General features: G+C 69.7%; 17 protein-coding genes. 7 read left to right on the top strand and 10 right to left on the bottom strand.

The window, feature by feature from the left end; all coding sequences use genetic code 11:
- Window positions 1–70: 70 nt before the first annotated feature.
- Both BLP38_RS02465 and BLP38_RS02460 read right to left on the bottom strand, forming a co-directional pair.
- On the bottom strand, window positions 71–1,090 hold the full coding sequence (locus BLP38_RS02465; protein ID WP_091352350.1) for an aldo/keto reductase: 1,020 nt from the start codon (window positions 1,088–1,090) through the stop codon (window positions 71–73).
- A 214-nt stretch (window positions 1,091–1,304) separates the two neighbouring features.
- Window positions 1,305–3,569, bottom strand: coding sequence for a polyribonucleotide nucleotidyltransferase (locus tag BLP38_RS02460; protein ID WP_091352346.1), 2,265 nt, complete (start codon window positions 3,567–3,569; stop codon window positions 1,305–1,307).
- A gap of 295 nt (window positions 3,570–3,864) precedes the next feature.
- On the opposite strand from BLP38_RS02460, the gene BLP38_RS02455 reads away from it, so the two are divergent.
- Window positions 3,865–4,047: a DUF5302 domain-containing protein gene (locus BLP38_RS02455; protein ID WP_091352343.1), complete on the top strand. Its 183-nt coding sequence runs from the start codon at window positions 3,865–3,867 to the stop codon at window positions 4,045–4,047.
- Between the two features lie 63 nt (window positions 4,048–4,110).
- Here BLP38_RS02455 and BLP38_RS02450 read toward each other — a convergent pair whose 3' ends face one another.
- Window positions 4,111–5,550 carry a cation:dicarboxylate symporter family transporter gene (locus BLP38_RS02450; RefSeq protein WP_091352339.1) on the bottom strand — a complete coding sequence of 480 codons (1,440 nt, stop codon included), beginning with the start codon at window positions 5,548–5,550 and terminating at the stop codon, window positions 4,111–4,113.
- 125 nt (window positions 5,551–5,675) lie between these two features.
- Between BLP38_RS02450 and BLP38_RS02445 the strand changes: the two genes are divergently transcribed.
- The gene (locus BLP38_RS02445; protein WP_091352335.1) at window positions 5,676–6,941 is read left to right on the top strand and encodes a sensor histidine kinase; all 1,266 of its coding nucleotides are present in this window, start codon (window positions 5,676–5,678) and stop codon (window positions 6,939–6,941) included.
- On the top strand, window positions 6,938–7,618 hold the full coding sequence (locus tag BLP38_RS02440; RefSeq protein ID WP_091352332.1) for a response regulator: 681 nt from the start codon (window positions 6,938–6,940) through the stop codon (window positions 7,616–7,618). The genes BLP38_RS02445 and BLP38_RS02440 overlap by 4 nt, the downstream gene beginning before the upstream one ends.
- A gap of 7 nt (window positions 7,619–7,625) precedes the next feature.
- Here the strand turns inward: BLP38_RS02440 and BLP38_RS02435 are convergent, their stop codons facing one another.
- Complete coding sequence (locus BLP38_RS02435) at window positions 7,626–9,581, bottom strand: GDSL-type esterase/lipase family protein (protein WP_091352330.1); 1,956 nt, start codon at window positions 9,579–9,581, stop codon at window positions 7,626–7,628.
- A gap of 151 nt (window positions 9,582–9,732) precedes the next feature.
- Here BLP38_RS02435 and BLP38_RS02430 point away from each other — a divergent pair, with 151 nt between their 5' ends.
- Window positions 9,733–10,329, top strand: a complete 597-nt coding sequence (locus BLP38_RS02430; RefSeq protein ID WP_091352327.1) for a DedA family protein — start codon at window positions 9,733–9,735, stop codon at window positions 10,327–10,329.
- A 4-nt stretch (window positions 10,330–10,333) separates the two neighbouring features.
- Here BLP38_RS02430 and BLP38_RS02425 read toward each other — a convergent pair whose 3' ends face one another.
- Window positions 10,334–10,978: an FMN reductase gene (locus tag BLP38_RS02425; protein ID WP_091352323.1), complete on the bottom strand. Its 645-nt coding sequence runs from the start codon at window positions 10,976–10,978 to the stop codon at window positions 10,334–10,336.
- Window positions 10,975–12,171 (bottom strand): LLM class flavin-dependent oxidoreductase, encoded by a 1,197-nt coding sequence (locus BLP38_RS02420; protein ID WP_091359447.1) that lies wholly within the window; start codon window positions 12,169–12,171, stop codon window positions 10,975–10,977. The genes BLP38_RS02425 and BLP38_RS02420 overlap by 4 nt, the downstream gene beginning before the upstream one ends.
- A 142-nt stretch (window positions 12,172–12,313) precedes the next feature.
- Between BLP38_RS02420 and BLP38_RS02415 the strand changes: the two genes are divergently transcribed.
- Window positions 12,314–13,426 (top strand): acyltransferase family protein, encoded by a 1,113-nt coding sequence (locus BLP38_RS02415; RefSeq protein WP_091352320.1) that lies wholly within the window; start codon window positions 12,314–12,316, stop codon window positions 13,424–13,426.
- On the opposite strand, the gene ald is transcribed toward BLP38_RS02415, so the two are convergent.
- The gene (gene ald / locus BLP38_RS02410) at window positions 13,399–14,508 is read right to left on the bottom strand and encodes an alanine dehydrogenase (RefSeq protein ID WP_091359444.1); all 1,110 of its coding nucleotides are present in this window, start codon (window positions 14,506–14,508) and stop codon (window positions 13,399–13,401) included. The two genes, BLP38_RS02415 and ald, sit on opposite strands and share 28 nt — an antisense overlap.
- A gap of 120 nt (window positions 14,509–14,628) precedes the next feature.
- Between ald and BLP38_RS02405 the strand changes: the two genes are divergently transcribed.
- Together BLP38_RS02405 and BLP38_RS02400 are read left to right on the top strand one after the other, a co-directional pair.
- On the top strand, window positions 14,629–15,138 hold the full coding sequence (locus BLP38_RS02405; protein ID WP_091352317.1) for an Lrp/AsnC family transcriptional regulator: 510 nt from the start codon (window positions 14,629–14,631) through the stop codon (window positions 15,136–15,138).
- Window positions 15,139–15,197: 59 nt separating this feature from the next.
- Window positions 15,198–16,208: an isopenicillin N synthase family dioxygenase gene (locus BLP38_RS02400; RefSeq protein ID WP_091352313.1), complete on the top strand. Its 1,011-nt coding sequence runs from the start codon at window positions 15,198–15,200 to the stop codon at window positions 16,206–16,208.
- Window positions 16,209–16,303: 95 nt separating this feature from the next.
- Here BLP38_RS02400 and rpsO read toward each other — a convergent pair whose 3' ends face one another.
- The 3 genes from rpsO to BLP38_RS02385 all read right to left on the bottom strand — a co-directional run bounded on the left by rpsO (window position 16,304) and on the right by BLP38_RS02385 (window position 17,714).
- Window positions 16,304–16,573: a 30S ribosomal protein S15 gene (gene rpsO, locus BLP38_RS02395; protein WP_018187174.1), complete on the bottom strand. Its 270-nt coding sequence runs from the start codon at window positions 16,571–16,573 to the stop codon at window positions 16,304–16,306.
- 166 nt (window positions 16,574–16,739) lie between these two features.
- Complete coding sequence (locus BLP38_RS02390) at window positions 16,740–17,108, bottom strand: FKBP-type peptidyl-prolyl cis-trans isomerase (protein WP_091352309.1); 369 nt, start codon at window positions 17,106–17,108, stop codon at window positions 16,740–16,742.
- A gap of 42 nt (window positions 17,109–17,150) precedes the next feature.
- A complete protein-coding gene (locus BLP38_RS02385) occupies window positions 17,151–17,714 on the bottom strand; it encodes a YceI family protein (RefSeq protein WP_091352306.1) in 564 nt (187 codons plus the stop codon).
- Between the last annotated feature and the right edge of the window lie 3 nt (window positions 17,715–17,717).

Raw genomic sequence — 17,717 nt, 5'->3', positions numbered from 1 at the left:
GTCGCTCGCTTCATCGTGGTTCCCCCGGGTCCCCGGACGTTCCCGGGGTAGCTCCAAGCCTAACCGAGGCTCAGTCGGTGGCCTTGGCGATCTCGGCGAGGTGCGCGCGGCTGAGATGCACGCCGACGCCCTGGACGAGCTCCTCGACGTGAGCGACCGCATAGGCGTTGACGATCGGTGCGGCGACGACACGCTGCGCGAGCAGCCAGGCGATCGCGACCGCCGCGGGCGGAACGGCGAGCTCCGCCGCGATGCGGTCGAGGGCGCGCAGCGTGCGGGCGCCGCGACGGTTCATGCTGGCGGCCAGCTGCCGCCCCCGGACCGAGCCGCCGACGCGGTCGCGAGCCCGGTGCACGCCGGAGAGGTAGCCGTGCTCCAACGCCTGCGAGGGCGTCACAGCGATGCCCTGGGCGCCGGCGACGAGACGGAGGTCGCCGTCGAACTCGTCGCGACGGAGCACGTTGTACGGGACGTCGAGCACCGTGAACCGGGGATACCCCGCGGCCGAGAGGATGCGGGCCTCGACGAGCTGGGCGGCGCGGTAGCCCGCAGCGCCGATCGCGCGCACCTTGCCGGTGTCCACGAGCCATTCCGCCGTGGCGAGGGTGTCTTCGAGGAGCGTCGTGCGGTCGGCGGTGCCGTCGAGCGAGAGGACGTCGATCCGGTCGGTGCCGAGACGGGTGAGGGATGCCTCGACCGCGCGCACGAGGTTGACGGACCCGAGTCCGGGGTTGTCGGCACCGCGGCCGACCTTGACCGTGAGGACGAGATCGTCGCGGTTGCGGCGCGCGGCCATCCAGCGACCGATCGCATGCTCGCTGCGGCCGGCGGCGTAGCTGTCGGAGGTGTGGACGGCGTTGCCGCCCCGTTCGACGTATCGGTCGAGGATCGCGTGCGCCGCGGCGAGGTCCACGTGCCAGCCGAACTCCGCACCGCCGAGGACGAGCGGAAACACCGAGAACCCGGTCTCGCCGAGCGGAACGCGGATGTTGCGGCCGACCGGCGCACCGTGCACGGGGAGCGGACCGGAGGGGTGGATGCCGGGCACGACCGTCGGCGACGCCTGATCCGCCGTCTCGAACGCTGCCATACCCGTCTCCTTGCGGAGCGCTCGGGGGTTCGCGTGCCCACGCATCCTCCGATGCGCTCTCTCCGAGGGTAGAACAGCCCTCAGACCCGACGCGGACGCGCGCGAGACAACGGGTGACGTTTCCATAACGGTTCGATCCCACCGGATCGACTGAGCGTCCCGACACGACGAACGCCCGCCCTCCGAAGAGGACGGGCGTTCGCCAGAGCGTGGCTCAGGCCTCGGCGGGCGCCTCGGCCGCCGCGTCGCCGGCCGGAGCCGACTCCTCGACGACGGGCTCGAGCGAGAGCTTGCCGCGGTCATCGATCTTCGTGATGCGCACGAGGATCTTCTGTCCGACACCGAGCACGTCCTCGACGTTCTCGACGCGCTTTCCGCCGGCGAGCTTGCGGACCTCGCTGACGTGCAGCAGGCCGTCCTTGCCCGGCAGGAGCGAGACGAACGCACCGAAGGTCGCGATCTTGACGACCGTGCCCAGGAACTGCTCGCCGACCTCGGGGTTGGTCGGGTTGGCGATCGCGTTGACCTGCGCACGGGCGGCCTCTGCCGAGGGTCCGTCGACAGCGCCGATGTACACGGTGCCGTCGTCCTCGATCGAGATCTGCGCACCGGTCTCGTCCTGGATCGCGTTGATCGTCTTGCCCTTGGGGCCGATCAGCTCGCCGATCTTGTCGACGGGGATCTGAACGCTGATGACGCGGGGCGCGGTGGGCGCCATCTCGTCGGGAGCGTCGATCGCCGAGTTCAGGACGTTCAGGATCGTGAGGCGAGCCTCCTTGGCCTGGGTCAGCGCGGCCGCGAGCACCGACGACGGGATGCCGTCGAGCTTCGTGTCGAGCTGGATGGCCGTGATGAACTCGCTCGTTCCGGCGACCTTGAAGTCCATGTCGCCGAGAGCGTCTTCGGCGCCGAGGATGTCGGTCAGCGCGGCGTAGCGCGTCTGGCCGTCGACCTCGTCGGAGACGAGACCCATGGCGATACCGGCGACGGGGGCGCGCAGCGGCACACCCGCGTTCAGCAGCGACAGGGTCGAGGCGCAGACCGAGCCCATCGACGTCGAGCCGTTGGAGCTCAGCGCCTCGGAGACCTGACGGATCGCGTACGGGAACTCCTCGCGGCTGGGCAGCACCGGCACGAGGGCGCGCTCGGCGAGGAAGCCGTGCCCGATCTCGCGACGCTTCGGGCTGCCGACACGGCCGGTCTCACCGGTCGAGTAGGGCGGGAAGTTGTAGTGGTGCATGTAGCGCTTGCTCGTCGTGGGCGACAGCGAGTCGATCTGCTGCTCCATCTTGAGCATGTTCAGCGTGGTGACGCCCATGATCTGGGTCTCGCCGCGCTGGAAGACCGCCGAGCCGTGAACGCGCGGGATGACCTGCACCTCGGCGTCGAGCGGGCGGATGTCGGCGAGCCCACGACCGTCCATACGGACGCCCTCGGAGAGGATGCGGCCGCGAACGACGATCTTTGTGACCGACTTGTACGCCGCAGCGAACTCGATCGGCGCACCGGCGGGGAGCTGTTCGGCCTCGACGGCGGCGATCAGCTCGGCCTTGACGCGGTCCTTGACCTTGTCATCGGCTGCCTGACGCTCCTGCTTGTCGGCGATCTGGTAGACGTTCACCAGGTCGTCGTACGCGCGGCCGGCGACGAAGTCGTAGACCTCGGAGCTGTACGGGGCGAAGACCGGGTAGACGCCGGGCTCGCGCGACGAGGAGGCAGCCATCTGAGCCTGCGCCTCGACGAGCTGCTTGAGGAACGGCTTCGCGGCCTCGAGGCCGCCGGCGACGATCTCTTCGCTCGGCTTGACGGCGCCGCCCTTGATGAGGTTCCAGCTGTTCTCGGTGGCTTCGGCCTCGACCATCATGATCGCGACGTCGCCGTCGGGCAGGACGCGACCGGCGACCATCAGATCGAAGACGGCCTCTTCGACCTGAGCCTGGTTCGGGAACGCGACCCACTGGTCGGCGTGCTCGCCGTGGCCGGGGATGAGCGCGAGGCGCACACCGGCGATCGGACCCGAGAAGGGCAGACCGGAGATCTGCGTCGACGCGGAGGCCGCGTTGATCGCAAGGGCGTCGTAGTACTCGCCGGGTGCGATCGAGAGGACCGTGACGACGATCTGGACCTCGTTGCGCAGGCCGTCGACGAACGACGGACGCAGCGGCCGGTCGATGAGGCGGCAGACGAGGATCGCCTCGGTGGAGGGGCGGCCCTCGCGACGGAAGAACGAACCGGGGATCTTGCCCGCGGCGTACGAACGCTCTTCGACGTCGACGGTCAGCGGGAAGAAGTCGAAGCCCTCACGGGGGTGCTTGCCGGCGCTGGTGGCCGACAGGAGCATGGTTTCTTCGTCGAGGTAAGCGGCAACGGCGCCCTGCGCCTGCTGTGCCAGTCGTCCGGTCTCGAACCGGACGGTGCGGGTGCCGAAACGGCCGTTGTCGAGAACGGCTTCGGCGGCGGTGATTTCTGGACCTTCCAAGAGGTCTCTCCTTCTTTGTTTAGACTCGCACGCGCGTTTCGCGCACGAGATCGTGCGAAGGAGCAGGAACAGGCAGTTATGGGCGCGCGGAGACGTCCGCGAAGTCCGCCTGCGCTGGCCACCAGTCGAAGACCACCATCCGCCGGAACGGGATGGGAATCCACCACAGGGGACCAGCTTCCTGCCGGGCCTGCTCCATGAGCTCACTGTGAAGTTGAGCGGATGCCGCGAACAGAACCGCGGACAACCCGAGCCAGCCTATCAGCGCACCCCCTTCGGTGCGTATCGTGGCGGGATGAGCGACGACGAGAAGACCGCGGACGCGGCATCCGATGACATGAAGCGGAAATTCCGCGAGGCGCTCGAGAAGAAGAACTCGCGCACCCGGCAGGGCGAGGCCCACCTGGACGGCGATTCGGCCGTGCACGGCACGCACGGTGCGGTCACCAAGCGCGAGTTCCGACGCAAGAGCGGCTGAGCACGACACGACGAAGGCCCGGATGCCGAGTGGCGTCCGGGCCTTCGTCGTGACAGTCGCGTGTCAGCTGCCGAGATCGGCGCGGCGCGCGCGGGCCCGCTCCTCCTTGGCCTCCGCCTCGGCGAGCGCGGCGTCGTTGAGTCCGGAGGTGTCGACGGCACCGGTGTCATCCGAGACGCCGTGGGCGGTCAACGTCGCCTCGTCGAACGGGCGGCGGCCGGCGAGGACGGCCGCCACCTGCTCGCGGTCGATCTGCTTGGTCCACGTCCCGATGAGGAGGGTGGCGACGGCGTTGCCGGTGAAGTTCGTCAGCGCACGCCCCTCGGACATGAACCGGTCGATCCCGACGATGACGCCGACGCCGTCGACCAGGTCGGGACGGTAGGCCTGCAGGCCGCCGGCGAGGGTCGCGAGACCCGCGCCCGTGACGCCCGCGGCGCCCTTGGAGGCGATGATCATGAAGACGAGGAGTCCGATCTGCTCGGGGATGGACATCGGGGCGCCGAGCCCGGTCGCGATGAACAGCGAGGCCATCGTCAGGTAGATCGCGGTGCCGTCGAGGTTGAACGAGTAGCCGGTGGGCACCGTGATGCCGACGACCGGCTTGGAGACGCCGAGGTGCTCCATCTTGGCGATGAGGCGCGGCAGGGCCGACTCGCTCGAGGACGTGCCGACGATGAGGAGGTACTCGCGCCCGAGGTACTTCATGACCTGGAAGATGTTGACCCGGGCGACGGCGTAGAGCATCGTGCCGAGCACACCCACGATGAAGACGATGCACGTGATGTAGAAGGCGATCATCAGGATGCCGAGGCTCACGATCGCCGCGAACCCGGTCTTGCCGACGACGGCGGCGATGGCGCCGAACGCACCGATCGGGGCGAGCCAGAGGATCATGCCCAGGATGCGGAAGACGAGGGCCTGGAGGTTCTTGACCGCATTCATGATGGGCTCGGCCTTCGCGCCCATCTTCTGCAGAGCGAAGCCGACCAGCAGCGCGATGAAGAGGACCTGCAGCACGCTCTCGCCGGTGAAGGCGGAGAAGAACGTGGTCGGGATGATGCCGAGGATGAACTCGGTCGTCGTCTTCGCCTCGCTCGTGTCGCCCGCGTCGTACTGGGCGTTCTGCATGTTCAGGCCCTCACCCGGGTGGATGATGTTGCCGACGACGAGACCGATCGCGAGGGCGAAGGTCGACATGGCCATGAAGTACAGCAGGGCGAGGCCGCCGATGCGACCGACCGTGGCTGCCTTCGCGATCGACCCGACACCGACGACGATCGTGCAGAAGATGATCGGCGCGATCATCATCTTGATGAGGTTGACGAACGCCTTGCCGACCGGTTCGAGGGACTCTCCGAAGGCGGGCCAGATCAGACCGACGACGCAGCCGAGGACGACGGCGATGATGACGGAGACGTAGAGCCATGTGTGCTTGTCCCACGCCTGCTTGCCCCGGCGCGGGTTGTATCCGGGGAGCCGGAACGAGGATGTGAGGGCCATGATCTCTCCTGGGTGACAGTCGTTGTCGGAGTCGACGGCGGTGTCGACGAGGATCAGCGTGCCGCGTGTGCACGCGCCCGAGCAGTTGTGGTCGTATTGGTCGCAGATCGACGAGAGGAGGCGATGTGGCCCGATCAGGCGCAGCGAGCGCGGCATCCCGCGTGTTCCTCGCCGTCGCCGCGGCCGTCGTGATCCTGTCGCTGGCGATCGCGGGGATCCTTCTGTGGGAGGGGCAGCGCGCCGCCCGCGCCGAGGCGGAGCGTGTCACCCGCGCCGTCGCCGAGACGATCGCCGACAGCACCGGGGTCGCCGATACCCTCGCGCGCGGAGACCGCGCCGCGGCGACGCGTCTCCTGCAGCCGGAGGTCGAGGCGGTCACGAAGGACGCCGGCGTCGATTTCGTCACGATCATGGACCCGGCCGGCATCCGCATCACCCATCCGGACCCGGCTCGCATCGGCAAGACGTACATCGGGACGATCCCGACCGGGACGGCCACGCTCACGGAGGAGTTCACCGGCACGCTCGGACCGTCGGTCCGCACGATCGTGCCCGTCCAGTCCGACGGCGTCGTGGTCGGACGGGTCTCGGTCGGCGTCACGATCGGCTCGATCACCGAGGCGCTCGGCCCGCGCATCCTCGTCGCCGTCGCCATCGCCGTCCTCCTCGCGGCGGCGGGACTCGCCGGCGCGGTCTACGCCCGCCGGGTGACCCGTCGGGTCGCGGGCGACCTGCCCGCCGGGGCCGTCCGCGACGCCGTCTCGTCCTACGAGTCGATGCGAACGCTCGGCGACGCGTTCCGGGCGCAGACCCACGAGCACGGGAACCGCCTGCACACGGCCATCGCCCTGCTCGAACTCGGACGCACGCGCGAAGCGATCGACATCCTCTCCGAGGACGCGCGGCAGAGTCAGCTCCTCGTCGACCAGGTCGCGGCGCGCCGTGAGGGCGATCCGACCGTCGGTGCGCTCCTGCTCGGCAAGGCGTCGCAGGCGGCCGAGCGTGGCGTCGAGTGGCGCGCCCGCATCGACGCCGACGCTCCGCGCTCGGTCCTCTCCCCCGTCGACGCGGTCTCGGTCGTCGGCAACCTCATCGACAACGCGCTGGATGCCGCGGCATCCGCTCCCCCGCCGCGGTGGGTCGACGTGCAGATGACGCGCACGACCGAGGACGAGCTCGCCCTCGAGGTCGCCGACAGCGGAGCCGGGATCCCCGCTGACATCGCGGACCGCATCTTCGAGCACGGGTTCTCGACGAAGCCCGCAGGCAAGGCCGGAAGAGGCGTCGGGCTCGCCCTCGTCCGCGCGATCGTCGACGAGGCCGAGGGCACGATCTCCCTGCATTCCGACCCGACGACCTTCCGCGTGATCCTCCCACGGGGTGACGCATGATCGGCGTCATGCTCGTCGACGACGACGCTCTGACCCTCGAACTGCACCGCGGCTACGTCGAGCGGCTCGACGGCTTCGAGGTCGTCGCGGAGTGCACGGGCGCGCGCGCCGCCGTCTCCGCGCTCCTGGGCAGCCCCGGGGCGGGCGAGATCGATCTGGTCCTCCTCGACATGACGATGCCCGACGGCTCCGGTCTCGACGTCCTCCGCCACCTGCGGGCGCGCACCGGCACCGTCGACGTGATCGCCATCACCTCGGTCAGGGATTCCGAGGTCGTCCGTCAGGTGATCGCCCTCGGCGCCGCGCAGTACCTCGTGAAACCGTTCACCTTCAGCGACTTCCGCGACCGGATGATGCAGTACCTGCGGTTCCGCGAGCGACTCTCGCTCGCCGCGGGGACAGCGACCCAGGCCGAGATCGATGCGATGGTGGGCGCCCTCCGCACCTCACCGACCCCCACCCTTCCGAAGGGGCTGTCCGCAGAGACGCTGGACAGGGTGAGCGCGCTCCTGCGGTCCGGACCCGCATCCGCGAGAGAGGCCGCCGACAGCCTCGGGATGTCGCGGGTCGCCGCGCGACGCTACCTCGAACACCTCGCCGAGGCGGGGCGCGCCGAGCGTGCGCAGCGCTACGGGACTCCCGGCCGCCCTGAGGCGGAGTACCGCTGGGTGCGCTGACCGCCCGCTACCTGCGGACGTCCGCGTGTCCCGTGGGGCGCCCGACGACGACGTAGTCGGGCAGCTTCGCGGAGCGGCCGTCGCCTGCCGTCCGTCCCCGCAGCCGACGCCACATCCACGGGAGGGCATCGCGGCGCAACCAGGTGCCGGAGGACGGCGGGTCCTCATCGACGTGGAACGCCTCGTCGAGGTCGGCGAGAGCGTCGGCGTGGGGCACGCCGAGCGCCTCGGCAGCGCGGTAGGCGACGGAGCGGTGCCCGCGGGAACGAAGGTGCACCTTGTCGTCCGCCCACACGTCGACCCTCGCGAGATCGACGTCCGCAGCGAGATCGAGAAGGGTTGCCCCGGTGCGGGCGGCGACCGCACGCAGTCGGGCGTTGTAGACCGCGAACCGCCGCGTGAACACGCGTGCGGCCAGGCGGTCGGGCAGGAAGATCGTGGCCAGCAGCACGTCGCACCCGGCGCTCCGGAGCCGCGTGACGGCATCCTCCACCTCAGCCGCGAGGGAGAGGGGGTCGCACACCGGCTGCACGAGGTCGTTGGCTCCGATGAGGATCGAGACGAGGTCCGGACGCAACTCCAGGCATCGCGGCAGCTGCTCGTCGACCAGGTGGGAGACCCGTTGGCTGCGGACCGCCAGATTCGCGTAGCGGAACGGCCGGGTAGCCCCGCCGCTCAGTGCGAGCAGGTGCGCCAGCCGGTCCGCCCAGCCGCGGAACGACCCCGCCGGCATCCGGGAGGTGTCGCACAGACCCTCGGTGATCGAGTCCCCCAGCGCGACGTAGCGGGACCATCGACGCGCAGGTGCGGGTCGGGTGACCGTGTCCGGACGGGGCCATGCGACGACGCGACGCCCGGCATCCCGGCGATGGAGGATTGCGGCCCGGTCGTAGTGCTCGAGCAGGCGCTCGGCGAGCGCGTCCCACGTGCGTCCGGCGACCGCGGTCCGCGCGGCGTGGGCGAAGGCGTGGCGCTTCGCATCGTCGCCCGCGAGGTCCACGACACGAGCGCGCAGGTCGTCGGCGTCCCCGGGACGGTACAGCCATCCGTCGACGCTGCTGCGGACGAGGTCGACCGGGCCGCCGGTCCCCGTCGCGACCACGGGGACCCCGCTGGCCTGCGCCTCCTGGATGGTCTGCCCGAACGTCTCGCTCTCACCGGGGTGGACGAAGACGTCGAACGACGCCAGGGCCGTCGCGAGCGCGTCCCCGTCGAGGTGTCCGAGGAAGACGGCTTCCGGGAGGAGCCGCTCCAGCGATGACCGCACAGGGCCGTCGCCGACGATGACGAGACGGATGCCGGGGGTCCCCCGGAGCGCGATCAGATCCTCCACCTGCTTCTCGGGGGCGAGCCGACCGACGTACCCGACGATCACCTCGCCGGGGGCGATGCGGGCACGCCAGGCCTCGTCGCGTCGCTCGGGGGTGAACCGCTGCCCGTCGACGCCGCGCCCCCACAGGCCGACGCGGTCGACGCCGAGCGCCGCGAGCTGGACGCGCGCGGCCTCGGAGGGGGCGAGGGTGAGAGTGGCCCTCCGGTGCAGCCGGCGCACCTGCGCCTCGGCGAGCGCGGTGGCCTGCGGGACGCCGTACCGCCCCGCGTAGGCGATGACGTCGGTCTGATACACGGCGACGCTCGGCAGACGCTGCGAGTCGGCCGCGATGACGCCCTGCCACCCCAGCAGGAAGGGCGAGGCGAGATGGACGACGTCGGCACCGAAGCGTGCGAGGTCGCGCGCGATCGAAGCCGCGGGCGGGACCGCGAGCCGCACAGCGGGGTATTTCGGGAGCGGGATCGACGCGACGGCGCGGCCCGGCATCCCGAGGTCGTACCGCCTGACCCCCGGGGCGACGACGAACACGTCGTGCCCGCGGCGCTGGAGATGCTCCCGGATCTGGAGGACGGACCCGGTGACCCCGTTCATGTGCGGGAGGAATGACTCGGTGACGACCGCGACTCTCACACGACCAGGGTGCCCGCGTGCACGGGGCGGGCCAGGGCTCAGACCGCCGGATCGCGGACTGTTCATCCACCTCTCGTCTCGCCGTCACCGGAGCGTTCCCCGCCGGCTTCGCGTTCGCGCGGCGTTCACATCGCACTGGTACGCAGGGGCCGTGATCGGCGATCTCCTCACGAGCGTGGCCTCGAGTCCTTGGGCGCTCCCCGCGCTGTTCGCCCTCGTCTTCGCCGACGCAGTGCTCGTCATCGTCCCCGGCGAGGTGGCGGTGACAGCGACGGGGGCGCTCGCCGCCGCCACGGGCAGTCCCCCGCTCGTCGCCGTCGTCATCGTCGCCGCCGTCGCCGCCTTCTGCGGGGACGCACTCTGCTACGGCATCGGCAGGGTCGCAGGCGTGGACAGATGGCGGTGGATGCGGCATCCCCGCGTCCGCTCAGCCTTCGCGTGGGCCGGCACCCGACTCGCCCAAGGCACGGCGACGGTCGTCTTCACGGCCCGTTTCATCCCGTTCGCCCGACTCGCGGTCAACCTCACGGCGGGCGCCACCCGGGTCCCGCCCGGTCGCTACGTCGTGGCGGTCGCCGTCGCGGCGACGGCGTGGGCCGTCTACCAGGCCGTCATCGGCGCCGCGATCGGCACGCTGCTGCCGGACAACCCGATCGTCGCCGTCATCGCCTCGATCGTCGTCGCGATCGCGCTCGGACTCGTGATCGACGTGGCGGCGGCCCGGCTCGCGGGCCGCCGCACGCGATGAACGGCTATTCGCCCGAGAGGCCGCCCAGCAGGTGGCCGAAGGATCCGCCCTTGCCGAGGTAGGACTCGGGGTCGAAGGGGTCGAGCGCCTCCTCCGCCGGGCGTCGGGTGACGGCATCCGCCAGTTCCCGTGCACCGCGCTCGATCCGTGCCGACAGGGGCGACACGTCGTCGGCACGGGCGCCCCAGTCCGACGACGCGGCGAACACGCCCGTCGAGACGGCCTCGGCGTGCAGGTAGGCGAACAGCGGTCGGATCGCGTAGTCGATGGCGAGCGAATGACGGGCCGTGCCCGCGTTCGCTCCGATCAGCACGGGCTTGCCCTGCAGGGCGTCGGGGTCGAGCACGTCGATGAACGACTTGAACAGCCCCGAGTAGCTCGTCGAGAAGATCGGCGTCACGACGATCAGCGCATCCGCCGAGACCACCGTGTTGATCATGGTCTCGAGCGCGGGCGGCGCGAAGCCGGTCAGCAGGTTGTTCGTGATGTCGTGCGCGTACTCGCGCAGTTCGAAGGTGTCGACGGATGCCTCCACCCCCCGCTCGCGCAGGTCCGCCAGCACGGCGGCCGAGAGCTTGTCGGCCAGCATTCGCGTCGACGAGGGGTTCGACAGCCCCGCCGACACGACCGCGATGCGGCGGGCGCTCATCGTGCACCACCCAGACCGAACGCGGCGCCGACGGGCGTCGGGGTGTCCTGGTAGGGACTCGGACCCGACAGGTTGTCGCCGCGGTTGGCGCGGGGACGCGCCTCGCGCACCGGTCCGTCGCCGTACGTCGCCGCGACCCGCGCCGCGTGCGTGGGCGCGTCGGGGACGATCGCCGGCCGGTCCTCCGCGAGCTCCTTGCGGAGGACGGGGACGACCTCGCCGCCCAGGAAGTCGAGCTGCTCGAGGACCATTTTGAGCGGAAGCCCGGCGTGGTCGACGAGGAACAGCTGCCGCTGGAAGTCGCCGAACAGGTCGCGCATCCCGGCGTAGCGGTCGATGACCTGCTGCGGCGAGCCGACGGTCAGCGGCGTCATCGCGGAGAAGTCCTCCATCGACGGACCGTGACCGTAGACGGGGGCGTTGTCGAAGTACGGGCGGAACTGCGCGACGGCATCCTGCGAGTTCTTCGCCATGAACGCCTGCCCGCCGATCCCGACGATCGCCGTCTCGGGGGCGCCGTGGCCGTAGTGCTCCCAGCGCTGGCGGTACAGCCCGATGAGGCGCTGGTAGTGCTCGGCGGGCCAGAAGATGTTGTTCGCGAAGAAGCCGTCACCGTAGTAGGCCGCCTGTTCGGCGATCTCGGGCGTGCGGATCGAGCCGTGCCAGACGAACGGGGCGACTCCGTCGAGCGGACGCGGCGTCGAGGTGAAACCCTGCAGCGGGGTGCGGAACTTGCCCTCGAAGTCGACGACGTCCTCGCGCCACAGCTTGTGCAGCAGCGCGTAGTTCTCGATCGCGAGAGGCACGCCCTGACGGATGTCCTTGCCGAACCAGGGGTAGACGGGTCCGGTGTTGCCGCGGCCGAGCATGAGGTCCATGCGCCCGCCCGACAGGTGCTGCAGCATCGCATAGTCCTCGGCGATCTTCACCGGGTCGTTGGTCGTGATGAGCGTCGTCGAGGTCGAGAGGATGAGGCGCTCGGTCTGCGCGGCGATGTACGCGAGCGTCGTCGTCGGCGAGGACGACCAGAACGGCGGGTTGTGGTGCTCCCCGATCGCGAACACGTCGAGGCCGACCTCTTCAGCGTGCTTGGCGATCTCGACGGTCGCCGAGATGCGCTCACGCTCGCTGGGCGTGTGACCCGTGGTCGGGTCCTGCGTGATGTCGGTGACGGTGAAGATGCCGAACTGCACCCCGGGCCAGCTGGCGGTGCTGTTGGTGTCGCTCACGATGTCTCTCTCGATTCCCGGACGGATCGCGTCCGATTCATGCAAGTGAATATACCGGAGTCAACGTCTCAGCGTCCACGTTATTCCCGCAGGTACGCTGGCCCGAATGAGCACCCCCGGCCGCACCCGCCGCGTGCCCATCTGGGACAACGCCCGGGCCGCCTGCATCCTTCTCGTCGTCCTCGGGCACGCGATCCAGCGCCTGACCTACGACTCCGACATCGCGCAGAGCCTCTACTACCTGATCTACGCGTTCCACATGCCGGCGTTCGCGCTGATCTCCGGGTACTTCTCGAGGTCCGATCCGCCGAACCGGCGCCGGATGGTCCGCATCCTCACCGACATCGTGCTCCCCTACGTCATCTTCGACGGGCTCTGGACCCTCACGAAGCTGCTCGTCGAAGGACGCACCAACCCCAACCTCACGCAGCCCTCGTGGACGCTGTGGTTCCTGCTCGCCCTCGCGATCTTCCGACTCGTGCTCCCCTACCTCGCACTGCTCAGGATGCCGCTGCTCTGGGCGCTCGTCGTGTCAATCTCGGTCGGCTACCTCCCGAACGTCGACTCCACACTCTCCCTGTCGCGGACCCTCGGCTTGCTGCCCTTCTTCACCCTCGGCTGGTGGCTGCATCAGCACGGCTTCCTGGAGCGGCACGGATTCCTTCACCGCCGACGCGTCTCGCTCCGGATCGCCGCCGCCGCCGTCCTGGCCGCGGCGGGCGTCTGCGCATGGCTCTTCGTCGACGAGCTCACGACCATGCACCTCGGACAGTGGCTCTTCTACGAACAGGACTACGCCGATCTCGGCGGGACGCAGTGGTGGGCCGGCGGCATCCGTCTGCTGCTCATGGCCATCGCGCTCGTGCTCAGCGCATCGTTCTTCGTCCTCGTCCCCCGACGGGAGTACCGCTGGACGGCGATCGGGCGTTACACGATGTACGTGTACCTGCTGCACTCGTTCGTGCTCTACCCGCTGCGCGAATCGGGGATCCTCCGGGGCCTCGACCCGACCTGGCTGTGGCTTCCCCTCGTCGCACTCCTGTCCGCGGCGATCACGGTCGGGCTCGCGTCGAAACCGGTTCGGCGCGTCTTCCGACCGCTCGTCGAACCGCGTCCGGGGTGGCTCTTCGCCGATCCCGACCTGGTCCGCCCCGGCGCGACGCGCACCGACCCGACCGGGTCGCGGCGTCCTCAGACGCCGACGCCGGCAGGGTCGTAAGCCAGCCCGAAGGCCGCCGCGACGCCCTCGTTGGTCACACGCCCGCCACGCACGTTGAGCCCTTTCGCGAGCGCAGGATCGGCGGCCGCCGCGGCATCCCAGCCGCGGTCGGCGAGTGCCGTCACGTAAGGGAGGGTCGCATTCGTCAGAGCACGCGTCGACGTTTCGGGAACCGCCCCGGGCATGTTCGCGACGCAGTAGTAGACCGCATCGTGGACGGCGAACGTCGGGTCGTCATGGGTCGTGGGCCTCGATCCCTCGAAGCACCCGCCCTGATCGATGGCGATGTCGACGAGTACCGCCCCCGCCTTCATCCCCGCAACCATGTCGAGCGTCACGAGCTTGGGCGCCGCCGCTCCCGGGATGAGGACCGATCCGATCACGAGATCGGCGGATGCCACCTGCTCGGCGATCTCGAAGCGGGTGGACGCCCGGGTGTGAAGGCCCGTGTAGCGCTTCTCCAGTTCACGCAGCCGCGGCAGCGACACATCCAGGACGGTGACGTCCGCGCCCATGCCGAGCGCGTTGGCCGCAGCGTGCTCCCCGGCGACGCCGCCGCCGATCACGACGACCTTCGCCTTCGGCGTGCCTGCGACGCCACCGAGCAGCGTACCGCGGCCACCGGCCGCGCTCATGAGCGTGTGAGCGCCGACCGTGATGGAGATGCGCCCCGCCACCTCGCTCATCGGCGACAGGAGCGGAAGGGCGCGGTCGGCGGTCTGCACGGTCTCGTAGGCCACGGCCGTGGTCCCCGCGGAGATGAGGGCGTCGGTCAGCGGCCGATCCGCAGCCAGGTGGAGGTACGCGAACAGCGTGAGATCGTCACGGAGGTGGGGGTACTCCGCTGCGATCGGCTCCTTCACCTTCACGACGAGCTCGGCCCTCCCCCACGTCGATTCCGCATCGGGGGTGATGACGGCACCGGCCGCGGCGAACGCGTCATCTCCGATGCGCGAGCCTGCGCCGGCGCCGGACTGCACGAGCACCTCGTGACCGCGCGCCACGAGTGCGTCGACCCCCGCGGGGGTGATGGCCACGCGGTTCTCGTTGTTCTTGATTTCCGTAGGGATGCCGATGCGCATGGCGTCACGCTCCTCGTCAGCGAGTGATGTGCGAATCATCCTTCAGAAGATTCGTTACAGCCGGGTGACAGTCGAAGATCATTCGGTGAAAATGGATTCACACTCCCGAATCGAGGAAGAATGACCGCAACTCCGCTCGATGCGACGAAGAATCATCGGCCGGCGGCTGACCTCGACGAGGTCGATCGGGCCATCGTCGAGGCCCTGGCCGCGGAGGCGCGGCTCACGAACGCCGAGGTCGCCGCCCGGGTCGGCGTCGCGGCATCCACCGCCCACGCGCGCACCCGCGCGCTCGTGGACCGCGGCGTGATCACCGGCTTCCACGCGAGCGTGGACCAGCGGATCGCCGGCGCGGGCCTGCAGGCCATCGTCCATGTGACCCTGCGCCCCGGCTCCCGGCATGAGAGCATCACCGAGTTCGCGCACGAGGTGCGCGGCCTGCCGCAGGTGATCCAGATGTTCTTCCTCGGCGGGTCCGACGACTTCCTCATCCATATCGCCGTCGCGGATTCCAGCGATGTCCGTGCCTTCGTCGTCGAGCACCTCTCGGCGCAGCGCAGCGTCGCGAACACGCGCACGAGCATCATCTTCGACTACCACCGCAACCGCGTCGCCGCCCCGTTCCACTGAGTCGGTAACCGCTTGAAACAAAGCGCCGACCACCAGAAACCTCTGCTTATCCTCGGACCATGTCCGCGCAGAGTCTCCCCGTCCTCGACCTCTCCCTCCTCGATCAGGGAGCGGATGCCGCAGAGGCGTTCCGCACCGAGCTGCGCCGCGCGACCCACGAGGTCGGCTTCTTCTACCTCACCGGCACCGGCGTCTCCCCCGAGCTGGAAGACCGCCTCCACCGCGCCGCGCGCACCTTCTTCGAGCTGCCCGATGAAGCCAAGCTCGAGATCGAGAACATCAAGAGCCCCCACTTCCGCGGCTACACACGCATCGGCGGCGAACGCACACAGGGTCTCGTGGACTGGCGCGAGCAGATCGACATCGGCCCCGAGCGTCCGGCGATCGACGATCCCGACGCTCCCCCCTATGCCGCCCTCGTCGGACCCAACCTGTGGCCGAGCGCCCAGCCCGAGCTCCGCGAGATCACCGACGAGTGGACCGCGATCCTCTCCGCCGTGGGACGAAAGCTCCTCCGCGCCTGGGCGGAGGCTCTCGGCGCACCGGCGACGTACTTCGACGACCACTTCGGCGAGGCGCAGACTCTGCTGAAGATCGTCCGCTACCCGGGGTCCAGCGCCCCCGAGCCCCAGCAGGGCGTCGGAGCGCACAAGGACGCCGGCGTCCTCACGCTGCTGTGGGTCGAGCCGGGCAAGGGCGGCCTGCAGGTCGAGAAGGACGGCGAATGGGTCGACGCCCCCGCCGTGCCCGGTACGTTCGTCGTCAACATCGGCGAACTCCTCGAACACGCGACCGGCGGCTACCTCACGGCGACGAACCACCGGGTCGTGTCGCCGCGCGCCCCCGGGGACCGCATCTCGGTGCCGTTCTTCTTCAACCCGTCGCTCGATGCGGAACTCCCCGCTATCGAGCTGCCCGCCGAGCTCGCGGCGCAGGCCCGCGGGATCTCCCAGGACCCCCGCAACCCGATCCACGGCCTCCATGGCGAGAACGCGCTGAAGTCCCGACTGCGGGCCCACCCGGACGTCGCCGAGATCTGGCACCCCCACCTCGTCACGGCGCGCGTCTGAGTCGCGCACCCCGCCGGGAACGATGAAGGCCGCCCCACACCGTGGGGCGGCCTTCTCAAGAATGTTCTGCGCGATTGAACGCTGGCAGCGATGCCTTATCGACGGAGGCCGAGTCGCTCGATGAGCGAGCGGTAGCGGTTGATGTCGACGTCCTGGAGGTAGCCCAGGAGACGGCGGCGCTGACCGACGAGCAGGAACAGACCACGACGCGAGTGGTGGTCGTGCTTGTGCTCCTTGAGGTGCTCGGTGAGGTCCTTGATGCGCTGCGTCAGCATCGCGACCTGCACCTCGGGGGATCCGGTGTCACCGGGGTGCGTCGCGTACTCTTCGATGATCGCCTTCTTGACGTCTGCTTCCAGTGCCATAGGTGATCCCCTTCCTCTTCGTTGCGCGGCGCCCGACGCCTGATGCGTGGGCTCTCTTTATCCGCGGCCGATCGAACGGCAACCACAGGAGTCTACAGGACGACGCGGCCGCGGACGACCGAGGGCCTGGCCGCCGAAGCGACCAGGCCCTCGTGTGCGATGCGTCTCAGCCGACGGCGAGCAGATCGATGATGAAGATCAGCGTCTTGCCGCCGAGGAAGTGGCCGCCGGCCGGGCCGTAGGCCAGGTGCGGCGGGATGACGAGCTCACGCCGTCCGCCGACCTTCATCCCGGGGATGCCGTCCTGCCAGCCCTGGATGAGGCCGCGGAGGGGGAACTGGATGCTCTCGCCGCGGTTCCACGACGAGTCGAACTCCTCGCCGGAGACGTACTCGACGCCGACGTAGTGGACGGTGACGGTGTCGCCGGGCTTCGCCTCGGCGCCGTCGCCCTCGATCAGGTCGCGGACGACGAGGTCGGAGGGAGCGGCTCCCTGGGGAGCGTCGATCTCGGGCTTGGTGCGGTCTGCAGTCATGAGTCCATCCAAACCGAGCGGCATCCGGTGGTCAAACGCGACTCAGGCCTGGATCGAGCCCTGGAGGTCGAGCTCGATCGTGACGTCCTTGCCGACGAGCACGCCACCGGTCTCGAGCGCGGCATTCCAGGTGAGGCCGAAGTCCTCGCGGTTGATGACCGTCTTCGCCGTGGCGCCGGCCTTGTAGTTGCCCCAGGGGTCGGTGCCGAAGCCGCCGAAGTCGACCTCGAAGGTGACGGGCTTGGTGACGTCCTTGATGGTCAGGTTTCCGTCGACGAGGAAGTCGCCCTTCTCGATGCGCACGCCGGTCGACGCGAAGGTGATCTCGGGGTAGGTCTCGACGTCGAAGAAGTCGGCGCTGCGAAGGTGACCGTCGCGGCCCTCGTCCTTGGTGTCCAGCGACGCGGCGTCGACCTTGGCCTCGAGCGTGGCCTCGAGCGGGTTCTCGGGGGCGACGAGGGTCGCCTCCTTGACGTTGAAGTGGCCGCGGACCTTGGAGATCATCATGTGGCGGACGCTGAAGCCCACCTCGCTGTGGGACGCGTCGAGGATCCAGGTCCCCGCCTTGTAGCCGGGGATGTCGAGGGTGGCGGTGGAGTCGGTCATGAT

The organism is Microbacterium sp. LKL04, from assembly GCF_900102005.1.
Classification (GTDB): domain Bacteria; phylum Actinomycetota; class Actinomycetes; order Actinomycetales; family Microbacteriaceae; genus Microbacterium.
Note: the sequence above shows the minus strand (reverse complement) of the source record. Positions and strands in the feature narration are given on the sequence as shown.